Consider the following 15,534-nt stretch of genomic DNA (forward strand, 5'->3'; position numbering starts at 1 on the left):
CCTCATCCGTCCAGCCGCTGTACGCTGCTTCCGGCCACGCTCTTGGTCACCAGCAGGCGGCTGGGCAGGCGCTCGGAGAGGCTTTCCACGTGCGTCACCACGCCCACCATGCGGCCCTGGGTGCGTAGGTTTTCTAGCGCCCCGGCGACCGCTTCCAGCGCCTGCGGGTCCAGGGTGCCGAAGCCCTCGTCCAGAAAGAGCGCCCCCAACACCTTGTTTCCGGCGAGGTAGTCGCTCAGGGCGATGGCGAGCGACAGGCTGGCGAGGAAGGTTTCGCCGCCCGAGAGGGTCTTGACCCCGCGTGTCTCGCCCGCGTTCCAGAGGTCCTGCACGACGTACTCGCCGTTTTCCAGCGCGAGGCGGTAGCGACCGTCGCTGATGTCGTGCAGCAGCGTTCCCGCCCCGGTCAGGAGTTGGGCCTCGACCTCGGACAGCAGGTAGCTCTGGAACTCGTTGGCCTTGAGGGTATTCGTGAGGGTCTGCCAGGTGTCCACCTGTTTGGAAATCTCCCCCGCCTGCCGCTCAATTTCGGCCTTGCGCTCCAGCCGCTCGCGGGCCACCCGCTCCTGCTCGGCGAGGCTCCCAGCCCGCTCGCGGGCGGTGGTGAGTGCGGCGTCCGTCGCGGTGAGGTCGCGCTCGGCCTGACGCAGGTTGGCTGGGTCGAAGGGTTCGAGCCCGAGCTGCCGCTCCAGCTCCGCGAGCTGTGCCCGCAGGTGGCCGACCTGCGCGGTATGGGTCCGGGCCGCCTCCTCCAGCGCCGTGATCTCGGCCTCGGGAAGGGCGGCGGCGCGGGCTTGTGTGGCGTCCAGCCTGAGTTCCGCCAGGACCGAGGTCAGCGCGGCACTCGCCTCCTGCGCTTCACGGGTGCGGCCCGCTGCCGCCGCAGCCGCCGAGCGCAGGGTCGCTGCTGCTGCGGCGTGGGCGCTCTCGGCGCGGGCGAGCGTGGCCTGCGCCTCGGTCAGGCGTGCCCGCACCGTCTTGATCTCGGCCAGCAGGCGCTGGCGCTCGCGGGCAGGATCGGCCCCAGCCTGCCGCACCCGCGCCGCCAGCCCCGCGACGAGCCGCGCGGCGGTGTCGGCGGGGTCGCCCGCGACGTGGCCCTCCAGCACCCGCAGGTCGGCCTCCCGCTGGGTGAGCTGCGCTTCCCAGTCGCGCAGTTCGGCGGCCCGCTCCTCGGTGGACTTCTTCAGGCTGGCGAGTTCCAGCCCGATTTCCTTGTAGCGCAGGCGGCGGCCCTCCAGATCGGCGGTGAGGGCCGCCACGCGGGTTTCCAGCCCGGCGAGATTGTGTGCGGTGGGCGGCGGCAGGGTCTGCACTACGCCCTCGCACAGCGGACACGGTTCCCCGAGGTGCAGGTGCGAGCGGTAGGCAGCGAGGCCCGCCTCCACCCGTGCGGCTTCCAACTCGGCCTGTGCCCGGTCCAGCTCGGCCTTGGCCTGCTGGCCCTCGCGTTTGGTCCGGGTCTGTTCCCCGGTCAGCGCGTCGTACTGGGTCAGTTCGGCCCTTTGACGCTCACGGCTGGACTCCAGCGCGGTCTTTTGCGCCTCCAGTTGCACCCGCTCCTGCCGCAGCTTGTCCAGCTTCTGCGCTCCCTCGCGGGCGGCCAGGAAAGCGTCCTCGTCCCAGGGCAGGGGGGAGGCGTGGGTGCTCTGCGGGGTGCCCCCGGCGCGGCGCAACCGGGCGGCATCGGCCTCGGCCTCGCGCAGGGTGTCGGCCTTCGCTTCCAAGTTGGGGATGCGTCCTTCTGCGAGCGCGGAGGCTTCCAGCCCCGCCTGTGCGGACTCCACGGCTTGCCGGGCGGCCGCCTCCGCGCTCGCGGCCCGGTGGCGCTCGCTCTCCTCGCGCTCGGCGGCGATGCGGGCACGTTCGGCGGCGTCCAGTAGCGGCAGGACCCCGGCCACCCGCCGCGCCCGCGCCGCGCGTTCCGCGCCCTCGCGCACCTGCCCGGCGCGGGCCTCCAGAACGTCCAGCCGCCGGGCGGTGTCCTCGCGCTCACGCCACACGCCTTCCAGCGCCCGTAAGCGGTTGACCTGCCCCTGAAGGCGCTCGCGGGTGTCGGTCAGCCGCTCGGCCTCAGCGCTGACGGCCTCGCGCTCGGCCCGCAAGGTCTTGACCGTCTCCACCGTCACGCCCGCGTATTCGCCCTCCAGCAGGGCGTGCAGGCTGCCGAGCTGGTGCTTGAACCCCTTGGCGCGGTCTCCAGCAAACCCGTGCATGGCCTTGACATGTTCCAGCCCCATCAGCTCGCCCAGCAGGGCCTGCCGCTCGCGCCCGGTGCCGTGCAGCAGCCGCGAAAACTCGCCCTGCGGCAGCAGCACGCTGCGGGCAAAGGTCTTGAAGTCCAGCCCGACGACCCGCGCGATGCGCTCGCCCACCGCCCGCGTCCCGCCGTCGCTGAGGCTGACCCAGCGGTCCCCTTCCCGGCGCTCCAGCCGCACCTCGTTCTCGGCCTGCCGCCGCCCCTTGGAGCGGGCGACCCGGTAGGTCTCGTCCCCGACCTCGAAGGTAAGGCTCACCGACAGCCCCCGTTCCCCCTGCGAGATCAGCGCGTCGAGGCCGGTCGCCCCCAGCCGGGGCGTGGTGCCGTACAGAGCGAAGGTCATCGCGTCGAGCAGGCTGGACTTGCCGCTCCCGGTCGGCCCGACGAGGGCGAACAGCTCGAGGTCCGAGAAATCGAGCGTGGTGTGCTGCCGGAAGGCGGTGAAGCCCTGGAGTTCGAGGTGAAGGGGCCTCACGCCACCACCCCTTCTTCCTCGCCCCGTGCGGCCTCGTCCGCCTCGCGGAAGGCGTCGCGCAGGTCACCCGGCAACTCGCCGCGCCGCTCCTGGTGAAAGCGCTCGTAGAGGTCCATCAGGCTCAGGCCCTCGCGCCGCTGCTCGGGGAGGGCGAGGTCTTCTTGCACGGCGTCGAGTTCCACCGCCAGCGTGTTGGGCAGCCGCCGCAGCACCCGGTCCTTGAGGCCCGGCAGCGCGGTGCCCGACGGTGCCCGTACGACCACCTTCACCAGACCGGGAAAGCCCTCCAGCGCCGCGAGCCGTGCATCCACGTTGTCCAGCGTGACCCGCACGGTCCGCAGTTCGCGTCCGCTGGCGAGCGGGATGGCCGTGACGCGGGCGGGGCGGCCCGGCTCCACCTCCACCAAGTTGACCTGCTTCTTCTCGCCGCCCTCCCCGAAGTCAAGTTGGACCACCGAGCCGGGATAGTGCGCGAGCGGCATCTCCGAGTTCTGCTGCGGCTTGTGGACATGCCCCAGCGCCACGTACTGCGCCGCCGCCGGAAGTTGCAGCGGCGAGAGCGTGTAGGCGTTGAGCAGGTCAAACTGCATGGTGCGCTCGGAGCCGCTGGGGACCGCGCCGTCCATCGTGGCGTGCGCCATCAGCATGTTGACGCTCCCCGGCTGGAAGCCCTCGGCGAGCCGCCGCAGGAAAAAGCCCATACCCTCACGGTACTTCTGCCGCCACGCACCCACGTCGCCGCCCAGCACGTCGGCCGCCTTGACCAGCCGCCGCTCGGACAGGAAGGGGAGGGCACCGACCGTCAGCGTCTCGCCGCCGCGCGTGACTATGGTGCGGATCATCTCCAGCGGGTTGGCGGTGGGCTGCGCCACGAGCTGCACGCCCACCCACCCCAGCAGCCCCGCGAGGCTGTGCAGCCGGGCCGCGCTGTCGTGGTTCCCGGCGATGGCGACGGCCGGAATGTTCGCGTCGCGCAGCCGCAGGAAGAAGTCAAAGACGGCCGCCTCTGCGTCGGCCGAGGGGTTCACCGTGTCAAAGAGGTCGCCCGACACCAGCACCGCGTCGGCACGCTCGCTGCGGGCCAGCCCCGCGATCTCGGTCAGGGCCTGCTGAATCTCGGGGGTCCGGTCAAAGCCGCGCAGATTCCGCCCGGCATGGAAATCGGCGGTGTGAAGTACGCGCATGACGGAAAAAATAGCACGGGGACGGCATCGGCACGGCTCAGTTCGTCACGGTGGCCCTACACCTCCAGCCGCTCCGGAAAGCCCGGCGGCAGGTCCGTCGCCACGACCCGCTCCCCGATGCGGTCCACGAACACCAGCAGATTCGCCTCGCCGGGCCGCAGCTTGCTGGGCGCCCGCACCGCGTCAAAGCGCCCGGATTCAAAAGCGGTCCGTCCCAGCCGCTGCGTGGGCGCGTCCTCGCCCTGTTCGTTCAGGAACTGCCAGTCGCCCGTCAGTTCCTGCAAGGAAGTCCCCACCTGCTCGCGCACCCCCGCGTCCGTCAAGTCCAGCACCCGTTCGGCCTTGACCCACAGGCTCAGGCACGTCGCGCCGCGCAGGTCAGCCGGGGTCGGGGGCGTCGGGGACTGCCGGAACTCCATGCCCGCCACCTCCCACCCGTGCGAGGTGTACAGCACGCGCAGGTCCTCGCCCCGGCTGTAGCGGCCCGCCTTGGTGAGATTGCACAGATTCTTCTGTACCTCGTCCGCCGTCACGCCCTTCACGCAGCGGAAGACCTGGCCTTCCCAGGCGCCGGTTGACAGTGCTGCAAGCGCCTCTCGTAATTCGGTGTCCCTGAGCATGGGCTGACCCTAGCGGGCCTTGCCGCCGGTCGGGTTGAGGTCCCGTTGAGCAACTTCGCCATTGCCCAAGGACTCTGCTGAAGAAGATGAAGCCGCGCCGCTCACCCCGGATTCTGCCCCCAACAGAACCGATTGGGCCGCGCTATTCTCTCCCCCATGACCGCTCAGCCCCCCACCGAGCCGTTTCGCGTGACGGGCGGCGTCAACAAGGTGCGCTTCCGCTCCGACACCGGCTTTACCGTGATGACCGCCCGGTTGCGTAACTCGGAGGGCGAGGACCCCGACGCCACCGTGATCGGCGTGATGCCCCCGCTGGACGCCGGGGACACCTTCAGCGCCGAGGTGCTGATGGAGGAGCACCGCGAGTACGGCTACCAGTACCGGGTGCTCAACATGGTGCTGGAGGCGCAGCCTGCCGACCTCACCGAAGCGGGAGTCGCCGCTTACCTGGAGGCGCGGGTGGGCGGCGTAGGCAAGGTCCTCGCCGGGCGCATCGCCAGGGCGTTCGGGGCAGACACCTTTGACGTGCTGGAGCAGGACCCCGAGAAGCTGCTCCAGGTCCCCGGCGTCACCCAGAGCACCCTGCACAAGATGGTGTCCAGTTGGAGCCAGCAGGGGCTGGAGCGCCGCCTGCTCGCGGGGTTGCAGGGCCTCGGTCTCTCCATCTCCCAGGCGCAGCGGGCGGTCAAGCACTTCGGAGAGGCGGCGCTGGAGCGCCTCCAGGCCGACCTCTTCGCGCTGACCGAGGTGGAGGGCATCGGCTTCCTGACCGCCGACAAGCTGTGGCAGGCGGCGGGTGGGGCGAACGACGACCCCCGCCGCCTCACCGCCGCCGCCGTCTACGCACTTCAGCAGGCCGGGCAGCAGGGCGGGCACTCCTTTCTGCCGAGGGCGCGGGCGGAGCGCGGCGTCCTGCACTACACCCGCGTGTCGGCAGAGCAGGCCAAGCTCGCGGTGGAGACGGCCACCGAACTCGGCCGCCTGTGCGACGATCCCACGGGAGACGGGGAGAGCCGCATCTACCTCCCCCACGTCCTGCGGGCCGAGAAGAAGCTCGCCAAGCTCATTCGCACCCTGCTTGCCACCCCGCCCGCCGGGGACGAGTGGACGGTGCCTGCGGGGGCGGCCAAGGGGCTGTCGGCGGAACAGGCTGGGGTGCTGGGTCTGCTGGAGGAGAATCGTCTGGTCGTCCTGACGGGTGGCCCCGGCACCGGGAAAAGCACGACCACACGGGCGGTCGCGGACCTCGCGGAGAAGCTGGGGCTGGAGGTTGGCCTCTGTGCCCCCACTGGCAAGGCGGCCCGCCGCCTGGGAGAGGTGACCGGGCGCCCCGCGTCCACCATCCACCGTCTGCTGGGGTACGGCCCGGCGGGGTTCCGGCACAATCATCTGGAGCCCGCGCCCTACGACCTCCTCATTGTGGACGAGGTCAGCATGTGTGGCGACGCGCTGATGCTCTCGCTGCTGGCCGCCGTGCCGCCGGGAGCGCGGGTGCTGCTCGTGGGCGACACCGACCAGCTTCCGCCCGTGGACGCGGGCTTGCCCCTGCTCGCCATCGCGCAGACCGCCCCCACCGTGCGCCTGACCACTGTGTACCGCCAGGCCGCCGAGAACCCCATCATCCGGGCGGCGCACGGCCTGCTGCATGGGCAAGCGCCCGAGTGGGGCGACCCCCGCCTGGGTCTCACCGAAACCGAGCCCGACGTGGGTGCCCGCCGCGTTGCCTTGATGGTGCGCGAACTCGGCGGGCCGGGGCAGGTGCAGGTGCTCACGCCCATGCGGAAAGGACCGCTGGGCGTGGAGCTGCTGAACACCTACCTCCAGAGCCTCTTCAACCCCGGTCATGGCGGCGTCCGCATCGGGGACGGCGAGGCGCGGCCCGGTGACGTGGTCGTGCAAACCAAGAACGACTACCAGAACGAGGTCTTCAACGGCACTCTGGGCACAGTCCTCAAGGCCGAGGGCAGTCGCCTCACCGTGGACTTCGACGGCAACATCGTGGACCTCGGCGGGGCGGAGCTGTTCAACCTGCAACTCGGCTACGCCCTGACCGTTCACCGGGCGCAGGGCAGCGAGTGGCCGACCGTCCTCGGCGTGCTGCACGAGGCCCATATGCCGATGCTCTCGCGCAATCTGGTGTACACGGCGCTCACCCGTGCCCGCGACCGCTTCTATGCGGTGGGGTCGGCCTCCGCCTGGGAGAAGGCGGCGGGGCGCCAGCGTGAGGAGCGCAATACGGCATTGCTGGAGCGGGTGCGGGGGCGGTAGGGGAGGGCCTGTGCCCCGGACGTGCTACCCTGTAATTCCGGAGGCCGAGCGCCCCGGTTTTTTGTTTTGGCTCCCACAGTGTTACCGGATTCGGGGGCCAGGCGCTCGGGTTAGGCATGAAATACATCTTCGTGACAGGCGGCGTGGTCAGCAGCCTCGGCAAGGGCGTGGCGAGTGCTTCGCTGGGCGCCCTCCTACGAGCGCGGGGCTACAAGGTCACGGCGGTCAAGATCGACCCCTACATCAACATCGACGCGGGCACCATGCGCCCCTACGAACACGGCGAGGTCTTCGTCACGGCGTCGGGGGCCGAAACCGACCTCGATATCGGCAACTACGAACGCTTTCTCGACCTCGACATTCCGCCGGGCAGCAACATCACGACCGGGCAGGTCTACCTCGAAGTCATTCGCCGCGAACGGGCCGGGGATTACCTCTCGCAAACGGTGCAGGTCATCCCGCACGTCACCGACGAGATCAAGCGCCGCATCCGCGCAGCAGGGGAGAACGCGGGCGCCGAGATCGTCCTGATCGAGGTGGGCGGCACGGTGGGCGACATCGAGTCGCTGCCCTTCCTCGAAGCCATCCGGCAGTTCCGTTTCGACGAGGGCGACGAGAACGTCCTGTACCTGCACCTCACGCTGGTGCCGTACCTGGGCACGTCGAACGAGTTCAAGACCAAGCCCACCCAGCACTCGGTCGCCACCCTGCGCAGCGTGGGCATCAGCCCCGACATCGTGATGGTGCGCTCCAAGGAGAAGCTGCCGCCTGAGATCACCCGCAAGATCGCCCTCTTTACCAGCGTGCGGGAAAACCGGGTCTTTTCCAGTTACGACGTGGGCCACGTCTACGAGGTGCCGCTCGCGCTGGAGGAGCAGGGCCTGGGCAAGGCCGTCGAGGACCTGCTGGGGCTGGAGCGCACCCACCCCAACCTGGGGGTGTGGCAGAACGCGGTGCGGACGATCAAGCACCCGGCAAACGAGGTCACCATCGCCCTGGCGGGCAAGTACACCGAGATGCCCGACGCCTACCTCAGCCTGCTGGAGTCCCTGACGCACGCGGGAATCGCCAACGACGCCCGCGTGAACATCAAGTGGGTGAACGCCGAGGAGCTGACGGACGGCGACCTCGAATCGCAACTTGGGGACGCCGACGGCATTCTCGTTCCGGGTGGCTTCGGCATTCGCGGCATTGAGGGCAAGATTCGCGCCGCCGAGTACGCCCGCATGCGCGGGGTGCCGTACCTGGGCATCTGCCTGGGCATGCAGATCGCGGTGATCGAGTACGCCCGCCACATGGCCGGGTTAGAGGGAGCCAACTCTGCCGAGTTCGATCCCTACGCGCCGCACAAGGTCGTGGACCTGATGCCCGAGCAACTGGAGGTGGGGGGACTGGGCGGCACCATGCGCCTCGGCGACTGGCCGATGGACCTCCGCGCCGGGACGAAGATCGCCGAGCTGTACGGCGTGCCGGGGGGCGGCACCGTCAAGGAACGCCACCGCCACCGCTACGAGGTCAATCCCGCCTACGTGGAGCAACTTCAGGCCGCCGGGCTGACAATCAGCGGCGTGACCCCCGGCGTGGCGGGGCGCGGGGCCGGACTCGTGGAGAGCATCGAGATCGCGGACCACCCCTTCTTTGTGGCACTGCAAGCCCACCCCGAGTTCAAGAGCCGTCCGATGCGGCCCAGCCCGCCCTTCGCGGGGTTCGTGGCGGCGGCGCTGGAGAGCGGTCAGCGGCCAGCGGCCAGCAGCCAACCGGAGAAGGCCGAAGCCTAATCCGACAGGAGCAGAAAAGCCTCAGCTCAGGCTGGGGCTTTTCTCTTGCCCGATGCCCAGCGCGGCCAGTGCCCTGTCCACCTGCTCGGCCAATGCCCCCAGCTCTCCACCGTTGTCCAGCACGACGGTCGCCCGCCGCCGTTTTTCCTCGGCGGGCATCTGGCGGGCGTCCCGCGTCAGCACCGCCTCACGGCTCAGGCCGGAGCGGGCCATGACGCGGGAGACGCGCACCTCCAGCGGAGCATCCACGACGAGCACGGCGTCCATTTGCCCCTGCAGCTCGCCCTCGAACAGCAGGGGCACGTCCTGCACGATCCACTCCTCCCCACGGGCGGCGGCCTCCTGTTCCAGCGCCCGCATCCGCGCCCGCACGCGGGGATGGGTGATGCCGTTCAGCACCGCGAGGCGTGCCGGGTCGCCAAATACCCGCTCCGCGAGGGCCGCCCGGTCGAGTTCGCCGCCCCGTACCACGCCGGGAAACTCGGCCTCGATCTCGGCCAGTACGGCTGGGTCGCGGGTCACCTCGCGGGCGACCTCGTCGGCGTCGAGGACAGTCAGGCCGCGCCCGCGCAACAGGGCCGCCACCGTGCTCTTGCCCGCGCCGATGCTGCCGGTCAGGCCCAGTCGGCGCGGCTGGGCAGGGGAGGGAGAAGGCATGGGGGCAGTCTAGGGCCGCCGTGGCCGGGCCGTCAGGTGCCCGTCACCCGGCGCTCCTACGCTGCCGGGGACGATGCCTCTGCCCTCCTCGACCCCGATTTTGCCCTCTCACACGGGCTTCACCCCGCTTCTGGCGGGTCGCCCTATGCTGGGCGGATGCGGTCCCGCCTGGCCCCCGACTCCGGCTTGCGCCCCCCTGACGCCGGTGTTAGCCTCACCCCTGGAGGTTTCTGAGTGAAACGACGTACCCTCGGCCCGCTGCTCGCGGCGGCCACCCTGTCTGCGGCCCTGGCCCAGACCCAGGCGCCCCCGACGCAGACGCCTCCGGCGGCTCCCGCCTCGGCGCAGCCCGCGGCCCCGGCGACTCCCCAGGCGGCCCCGCTGCCTGCCGCGAACTACGTGGCGCTGGGCAACTTCTACTACGGCCGGGGCAACTTCGATCAGGCCTACGTGGCCTTCCGCGCCGCCGCCGAGATCGACTCCCGCAACAGCGACGCCCTGCTGGGCCTGGGCCGCTCGCAGGTCAAGCTGCGGCTCTACGCGCCCGCCATCGAGACGCTGCGGCGCCTGACCACCCAGGACCCCCGCAACCTCAGCGGGCACCTCGCGCTCGCGCAGGCGTACCAGCAGCAGTTTATCGGGGCGGGGGACCGCGCCAGCGTGTCGGGCAATCTCGCCCAGGCGCTGGGCGTGCTCACGCAGGCCGAGGCCCTCGCGCAGGCGACGCCCGAAGCCGAACGCAACCTCAACCTCAGCAAGGTCTGGAACGAGCGTGGCAACGTGCTGCGGCTTCAGGGGGCGGCGGGACAGGCCATCGAGGCCTTCAAGCAGGCCAGCGCCCTCAACCCCGAAAACGGGCTGATCCTGTTCAACCTGGGCGATATGTACTACGCCACCGGAAATCTCGTGGCGGCGCTCGACAGCCTGCAGCGGGCGGTCATCACCGACCCCGCCGACGCCTACAACCGCGCCTACTACGCCAAGCTGCTCGCTCTGAGCGGCAACGTCACGGCGGCCAAGCCCGAAGCGGCGCAGGCGGCCCGCCTCGCTCCGAGCAACCCCTACGCGGTGGGCCAGTACGGCGTCGTGAGCTACCTCAGCCGCGATCCGGTGACGGCGCGGGCGCAGCTCACACAGGCGGTGCGGCTCGACCCCCTGCGTTATCCCGAGTTCTACTACTACCTGGGGCGCCTTGACCTTGACGCGGGGGACCTGCGGGCGGCCCGCGAGAACCTGACGCGGGCGGCCGCGCTCGGCAGCACGACCGCCGAGTATGCCTATTACCTAGGCCTCAGCTACGAGCGCGGCGCGGGGACCATCGCGCCCGACCGCCTCAAGGCCCGCGAGAACTACGAGCGGGCGCTCAAGCTCAATCCAGGCTACGCCCTGGCCCGCGAAGGCCTGACGCGCGTCCGCTGACCTGGCCCCTCCTTCCAACCCCCTTCCGCGCCTGGGAGGGGGTTGTTGCTGGCACCTGAACTTTCCCTTAAGCCCGGCGGGGGGGACAGCACAGCTAAGATGAGGACTGTTGCCGTCCCCCGCCCACCGTGGGCGGGTGGGTTCCGGCCTGAAAGGAGCATTTCCATGGCTTACCAACTGCCCTCCCTGCCCTACGCCTACGACGCCCTCGAACCCCACATCGACGCGCGGACGATGGAGATTCACCACACCCGGCACCACCAGACCTACATCGACAACGCGAACAAGGCGCTGGAGGGAACCGGGATGGAGGATATGGCGGTCGAGCAATTGATCCAGCAGCTCGATCAGGTCCCGGCTGACAAGAAGGGCGCCCTGCGCAACAACGCGGGCGGCCACGCCAACCACAGCCTCTTCTGGCAGGTTATGACCCCGAACGGGCAGGGCCAGCCGCAGGGCGAACTCGCGGGGGCCATCGAGCAGGCCTTCGGGTCCTTTGACGCCTTCAAGCAGAAGTTCGAGGACGCGGGCAAAACGCGCTTCGGCTCGGGCTGGGCCTGGCTGGTCGTGCAAAACGGCGAGCTGGCCGTCGTCTCCACCGCCAACCAGGACAATCCGCTGATGGGCGAGTCGATTTCCGGCACGAGTGGCACCCCGATTCTGGGCGTGGACGTGTGGGAGCACGCCTACTACCTGAACTACCAGAACAAGCGCCCCGACTACCTCGCGGCCTTCTGGAACGTCGTCAACTGGGACGAGGTCGCCCGCCGCTACACCGAGGCCAGGGGCCAGTAAGCCCCCCCTCCCGGCAGCCCCAGGTCACGCGCCTGGGGCTGCCGACTGTTGCTCCAGCCCCGCCAACCACGCCTCCGCGTCCTCCGGCCCCAGCAGCCGGGCCTCTCGTTCGGGGCCAAACCACGCCAGCAGCGCGAGAAGGTCGCCGCCGTGATGCTCCTCCAGACTCCCGAAGATGACCTTGTGGTCGCCGTCCGCGAGGTGCAGCAGTCCGGCGGGAGGAAGGGTCAGGCGGGTGCCCACCGCCAGGGGCTCACCCAGCCACACCGCGTCCACGTCGCTGCCGTCGGCGGGGTTGAGCAGGCCCGGCAGGCAGCCGTAGTTCACCGGGGCGGCCCAGGGTTCCTGGCGATAGGGCACGACCTCGCCGCCGCGCCACACCCAGCGGTCCAGGGTGCCGCGCGACCACTCCACCACGCCCCCCCACTCGCGGGGAGAGGTCATGGCCGAACCTCGTACAGCTCAAGCTGCCGCAGCACGGTTCCGCTGAAGCTCAGCGCGGCGCGGTAGGCGCCCTGGGCGGGGGCGGCCAGCGTGAAACGGGCCTCCCGCTGCGCGGCGTCGAGGTACACGCTGTCGCGCCCCAGTTCGCGGGGGCCGTCGAACCAGACGACCTCCAGATAGCCCGGCTCGAAGCGGCCTTCCACCCGCGCCCGCAGTTCCAGTTCCTGCCCGGCCCGGCGCAGGCTGGCGTCCGTGACGCGGGCAGGCAACTCGACCTCGACCTGCGGGGGGATCAGCGGCACGAAGTTGTACCGGCAGCCCGCCAGGGCGGGGGCCAACAGGAGCACGGACAGCAGGAGGCGGGGGGACATGGGGGCATTGTAGAGAGGGGGCGTGAGGGCAGGCCCTGCCTACACCCCGGTCGCCACGATCGCCCCCAGCAGCGCGACCGGGGCCGTCTCCGCCCGCAGGATGCGTGGGCCGAGGGTGACGGCGACCGCGCCCCGTGCGGTCAAGGCCGCGACCTCCGCGTCCGAGAGGCCACCCTCTGGTCCGGTGAGCACCGTGACGGGGGCATTCCAGGTCAGGTGCTCGGTCAGGCGTTCCCGGCTGCCGGGTTGGGCGACGAACAACTGGCCCTCCCAGGTGAGGTCGGCCAGCCCGACGGGGTCGAGCACCTCCGGCGTCACCGCCCGGCGCGACTGCTTGCTGGCTTCCTCGGCGACCCGGCGCAGGCGCGTGAGCTTCTGGCCGCCGATTTCGCGGGCGTCGGCGTGGCGGGTGACGAGCAGTTGCACGCGGGCCGCGCCCAGTTCGGTGGCCGCCCGCACCACGTCCGCGAGCTTGTCGCCCTTCAGCAGCGCAACGGCCAGCGTGACGGGCTGCGGCGTCTCGGCGGCGCCCGCCACCCGCTCCCCCAGGGCAAGGACAGCGCGGGTGTCGTCCAGTTCCTCCACCGTTGCGCTGGCCTCGGCCCCCTGGCCGTCGAAGACGCGCACGGGGTCGCCGGGCCGCAGCCGCAGCACATGCAGGTGCCGGGCCTCACGCGGCCCCAGGATCATCTGTGGAGCCAGGGCCGGGACACGGACGCGGTGCTCGGCCATCTCAGGCCCTCACTGCGGCAGGCGGGCGGTCACCAGCGCCCACTCGCCGTCCACCGTCTCGCGCACGTCGTCAAAGCCCTCCCGCGCCAGCGCCTCCCGCACCAGTTCCAGCTTGCCCGTCAGGATGCCCGTCAGAATCAGGTCGCCCCCCGGCACGAGGTGCGCGGCGTACTCCCCGGCGAGCAGGTCGTGCAATTCGGCGTAGAGGTTCGCCACGACCACGTCGTAGGCGTCTACCCCCTCCTCCGGAAAGGTGAGCGCGTCCAGCCCCAGCGTGCCCTCCTCGAAGCGCACCTGCGAGGCGGGCACGCCGTTGATCCCGGCATTCTCCCGCGCGATGGGCACGGTCACGGGGTCGATGTCCACCCCGAAGGCGAAGCGGGCACCCAGCAACGCCGCCGCGAGCGCGAGGACGCCGCTGCCGGTGCCCACGTCCAGGACCCGCGCCCCCGTGCCCCTCGGCCCGCGCGTGTCCAGCCCCAGCGCAGAGAGCGCCTCCACCGCCAGCCGGGTGGTCGCGTGGTGCCCGGTCCCGAAGGCCATGCCGGGTTCGATGACAAGCGGAAGTTGCCCCGGTTCCACCTCCTCCTGCTGCCACGGGGCCACGATGGTGATCCGGCCTGCCCGCACCGGGCGCAGGGTGCGGCGGAACTCGGCCTGCCAGTCCTGATCGGCTTCCTCGTGCCACTCGCCGTCCGAGACGGAGGGGGGCAGCGGCACCCGCCCGTCGAAGTACACGCGGAGGGTGCCCGCACGTTCCTCCAGCCCGGTCGCGCCCGCCTCCCACAGGGCGTCGAGGTCGGTTTCGCGGGTCTGGAAGGTGCCGGGAAGGTGGTACACGAGCATGGGGGAGAGTGTAGCGGGCGCGGCGCCACGGCTGGAGGCGGGTCGCAGGCGGACACGCCCGGCGCCCTCAGCCTCTACACTCTCCCCCATGAAACTCGCCATCGTCGGCGTCGGGAAGCTGGGTCTGGCCCTGCTGGAAGGGGTCTTGTCGCGCGGGGTGATGGCGCCGGGAGAGATCGGGCTGCTGGACGCGAACGCGGGGCGGGCCTCCGACCTGGCCTCGCGCACGGGGGCGGCGCTCATCGGAGCGTCCGACCTGCGCTTCGCCGAGCGGGTGCTCGTCAGCGTGCAGCCGCGCGTCTTTCCCGAAATCAGCGAGTGGCTCGCGCAGGAAAACGCCGGGTACATCAGCACGATGGCCGGAGTCAGCACGAATACCCTCTCCCGCCGCCTGGGAACCAAGCGGGTGGTGCGGGTGATGCCCAACCTCGCGGCGACCATCGGCCGGAGCCAGACGGCAATCACCGCCCCGCGCGAGGCGGAGCTGTCGGGTGACCTCGAGTTCGCCCGGTCCCTCTTTGGCGCCGTGGGCGACGTGTACGACCTCCCCGAGCACCTCTTCAACGCCTTTACCGGCATGAGTGCCTCCGGCCCCGCCTATGCCGCGCTGGTGGCCGAGGCTCTGGCCGACGGCGCGGTGCGGATGGGCCTGCCCCGCGCCCTGGCCCACGAACTCGCGGCCAAGGCCCTCGTGGCGACGGGTGAACTCCTCCAGCAGCGGGCGCATCCCGGCCTGCTCAAAGATGAGGTCGCCAGTCCCGGCGGCACCACCATCGCCGGGCTGGAGGTGCTGGAGGCGGCGGGCGTGCGCGGCGCGGTGATGCGGGCGGTCGTGGCGGCGACGCGCCGGGGCAGCGATCTCGGGAAGGATCAGGAGTAGGGTGAGGGCGTTCCGGGTGGGCTGACCGCTGGCCGCCCCTATACTTCCCCCCGTGCCCGGCCCCGAAGTCCTGCTCTACGGCATTCCGCTCGCGTTCCTCGCGGGATTTATCGACGCGGTGGCGGGCGGCGGCGGCACCATCACGTTGCCCACGCTCTTTTTCATGGGCCTGACCCCTGCGCAGACGGTCGCCACCAACAAGCTGCTCGCCATCTTCGGGTCGGGGAGCGCCACGGTGCAGTACTGGCGCAAGGGGCACGTGGAGCGTGGGCTGGTGCTGCGGCTGATTCCGCTCGCGCTGGTGGGGAGTGCGCTGGGGGCTTTTCTGGTGCGCTTCGTGGACCCGGACGCCTTTCGCACGCTGGTCGGCGTGGTGATCCTGGGGGTGGGGGCGCTGGTGCTGGCGAACAAGCGCTTCGGCCTGGAGGACCGTTACCCCGGCCTCACCGCCCGCACCCTCGCGCTGACGCTGCCGGGTGCTTTCATCATCGGCATCTATGACGGCTTCCTGGGGCCGGGGACAGGCACCTTCCTGATGTTCCTGTTCGCGCTGGCGGGCTTCAATCTGGTGCGATCCAGCGGCAATGCCCGCACGATCAACTTTGCCACCAACGTCGGGGCCTTCCTGTTCTTCCTGATCGGGGGACAGATGGTGTGGTGGATCGGGCTCCCGATGGGCGTGGCGAACGCGGCGGGCGCCTTCGTGGGGGCGCGGATGGCGATGCTGCGCGGCAGCGGCTTCGTGAAGGTGATCTACGGGGTGATCGTGGTGCTCGTCGCAGCGCGGCTGCTGTTCGCGTAACGG

Annotated in this window: 14 protein-coding genes; 6 read left to right on the plus strand and 8 right to left on the minus strand. The window is 70.7% G+C overall.

The window, feature by feature from the left end:
• Positions 1–2 precede the first annotated feature (2 nt).
• The 3 genes from F8S09_RS02580 to F8S09_RS02590 are packed head-to-tail and all read right to left on the minus strand — an operon-like array spanning position 3 to position 4,539.
• Positions 3–2,735 carry an SMC family ATPase gene (locus F8S09_RS02580; RefSeq protein WP_322618458.1) on the minus strand — a complete coding sequence of 911 codons (2,733 nt, stop codon included), beginning with the start codon at positions 2,733–2,735 and terminating at the stop codon, positions 3–5.
• Positions 2,732–3,919 carry an exonuclease SbcCD subunit D gene (locus F8S09_RS02585; protein WP_152868663.1) on the minus strand — a complete coding sequence of 396 codons (1,188 nt, stop codon included), beginning with the start codon at positions 3,917–3,919 and terminating at the stop codon, positions 2,732–2,734. The genes F8S09_RS02580 and F8S09_RS02585 overlap by 4 nt, the downstream gene beginning before the upstream one ends.
• A gap of 56 nt (positions 3,920–3,975) precedes the next feature.
• Entirely contained in the window at positions 3,976–4,539 is a 564-nt protein-coding gene (locus F8S09_RS02590) for an RES family NAD+ phosphorylase (RefSeq protein ID WP_152868665.1), read from the minus strand.
• Positions 4,540–4,695: 156 nt separating this feature from the next.
• Here F8S09_RS02590 and recD2 point away from each other — a divergent pair, with 156 nt between their 5' ends.
• Together recD2 and F8S09_RS02600 are read left to right on the plus strand one after the other, a co-directional pair.
• Positions 4,696–6,807: an SF1B family DNA helicase RecD2 gene (recD2, locus tag F8S09_RS02595; RefSeq protein WP_152868667.1), complete on the plus strand. Its 2,112-nt coding sequence runs from the start codon at positions 4,696–4,698 to the stop codon at positions 6,805–6,807.
• 116 nt (positions 6,808–6,923) lie between these two features.
• On the plus strand, positions 6,924–8,585 hold the full coding sequence (locus F8S09_RS02600) for a CTP synthase (protein ID WP_152868669.1): 1,662 nt from the start codon (positions 6,924–6,926) through the stop codon (positions 8,583–8,585).
• Positions 8,586–8,606: 21 nt separating this feature from the next.
• Here the strand turns inward: F8S09_RS02600 and coaE are convergent, their stop codons facing one another.
• Positions 8,607–9,242 (minus strand): dephospho-CoA kinase, encoded by a 636-nt coding sequence (gene coaE / locus F8S09_RS02605; protein WP_152868671.1) that lies wholly within the window; start codon positions 9,240–9,242, stop codon positions 8,607–8,609.
• A 234-nt stretch (positions 9,243–9,476) separates the two neighbouring features.
• On the opposite strand from coaE, the gene F8S09_RS02610 reads away from it, so the two are divergent.
• Positions 9,477–10,661, plus strand: a complete 1,185-nt coding sequence (locus F8S09_RS02610) for a tetratricopeptide repeat protein (protein ID WP_322618459.1) — start codon at positions 9,477–9,479, stop codon at positions 10,659–10,661.
• Between the two features lie 165 nt (positions 10,662–10,826).
• The gene (gene sodA, locus F8S09_RS02615) at positions 10,827–11,456 is read left to right on the plus strand and encodes a superoxide dismutase [Mn] (protein WP_152868673.1); all 630 of its coding nucleotides are present in this window, start codon (positions 10,827–10,829) and stop codon (positions 11,454–11,456) included.
• Positions 11,457–11,480: 24 nt separating this feature from the next.
• Here sodA and F8S09_RS02620 read toward each other — a convergent pair whose 3' ends face one another.
• The 4 genes from F8S09_RS02620 to F8S09_RS02635 are packed head-to-tail and all read right to left on the minus strand — an operon-like array spanning position 11,481 to position 13,849.
• On the minus strand, positions 11,481–11,900 hold the full coding sequence (locus tag F8S09_RS02620; RefSeq protein WP_152868675.1) for an inorganic pyrophosphatase: 420 nt from the start codon (positions 11,898–11,900) through the stop codon (positions 11,481–11,483).
• On the minus strand, positions 11,897–12,271 hold the full coding sequence (locus F8S09_RS02625; protein WP_152868677.1) for a hypothetical protein: 375 nt from the start codon (positions 12,269–12,271) through the stop codon (positions 11,897–11,899). Before F8S09_RS02625 ends, F8S09_RS02620 begins: the two co-directional genes overlap by 4 nt.
• A 39-nt stretch (positions 12,272–12,310) precedes the next feature.
• Entirely contained in the window at positions 12,311–13,003 is a 693-nt protein-coding gene (locus F8S09_RS02630; protein ID WP_152868679.1) for a 16S rRNA (uracil(1498)-N(3))-methyltransferase, read from the minus strand.
• 9 nt (positions 13,004–13,012) lie between these two features.
• Positions 13,013–13,849 (minus strand): 50S ribosomal protein L11 methyltransferase, encoded by an 837-nt coding sequence (locus F8S09_RS02635; RefSeq protein ID WP_152868681.1) that lies wholly within the window; start codon positions 13,847–13,849, stop codon positions 13,013–13,015.
• Positions 13,850–13,937: 88 nt separating this feature from the next.
• Between F8S09_RS02635 and proC the strand changes: the two genes are divergently transcribed.
• Both proC and F8S09_RS02645 read left to right on the plus strand, forming a co-directional pair.
• Positions 13,938–14,729 carry a pyrroline-5-carboxylate reductase gene (proC, locus tag F8S09_RS02640; protein WP_152868683.1) on the plus strand — a complete coding sequence of 264 codons (792 nt, stop codon included), beginning with the start codon at positions 13,938–13,940 and terminating at the stop codon, positions 14,727–14,729.
• Positions 14,730–14,781: 52 nt separating this feature from the next.
• Positions 14,782–15,531 (plus strand): TSUP family transporter, encoded by a 750-nt coding sequence (locus F8S09_RS02645; RefSeq protein WP_322618460.1) that lies wholly within the window; start codon positions 14,782–14,784, stop codon positions 15,529–15,531.
• Positions 15,532–15,534: the final 3 nt, after the last annotated feature.

The sequence above is a fragment of the Deinococcus terrestris genome (assembly GCF_009377345.1).
GTDB lineage: Bacteria > Deinococcota > Deinococci > Deinococcales > Deinococcaceae > Deinococcus > Deinococcus terrestris.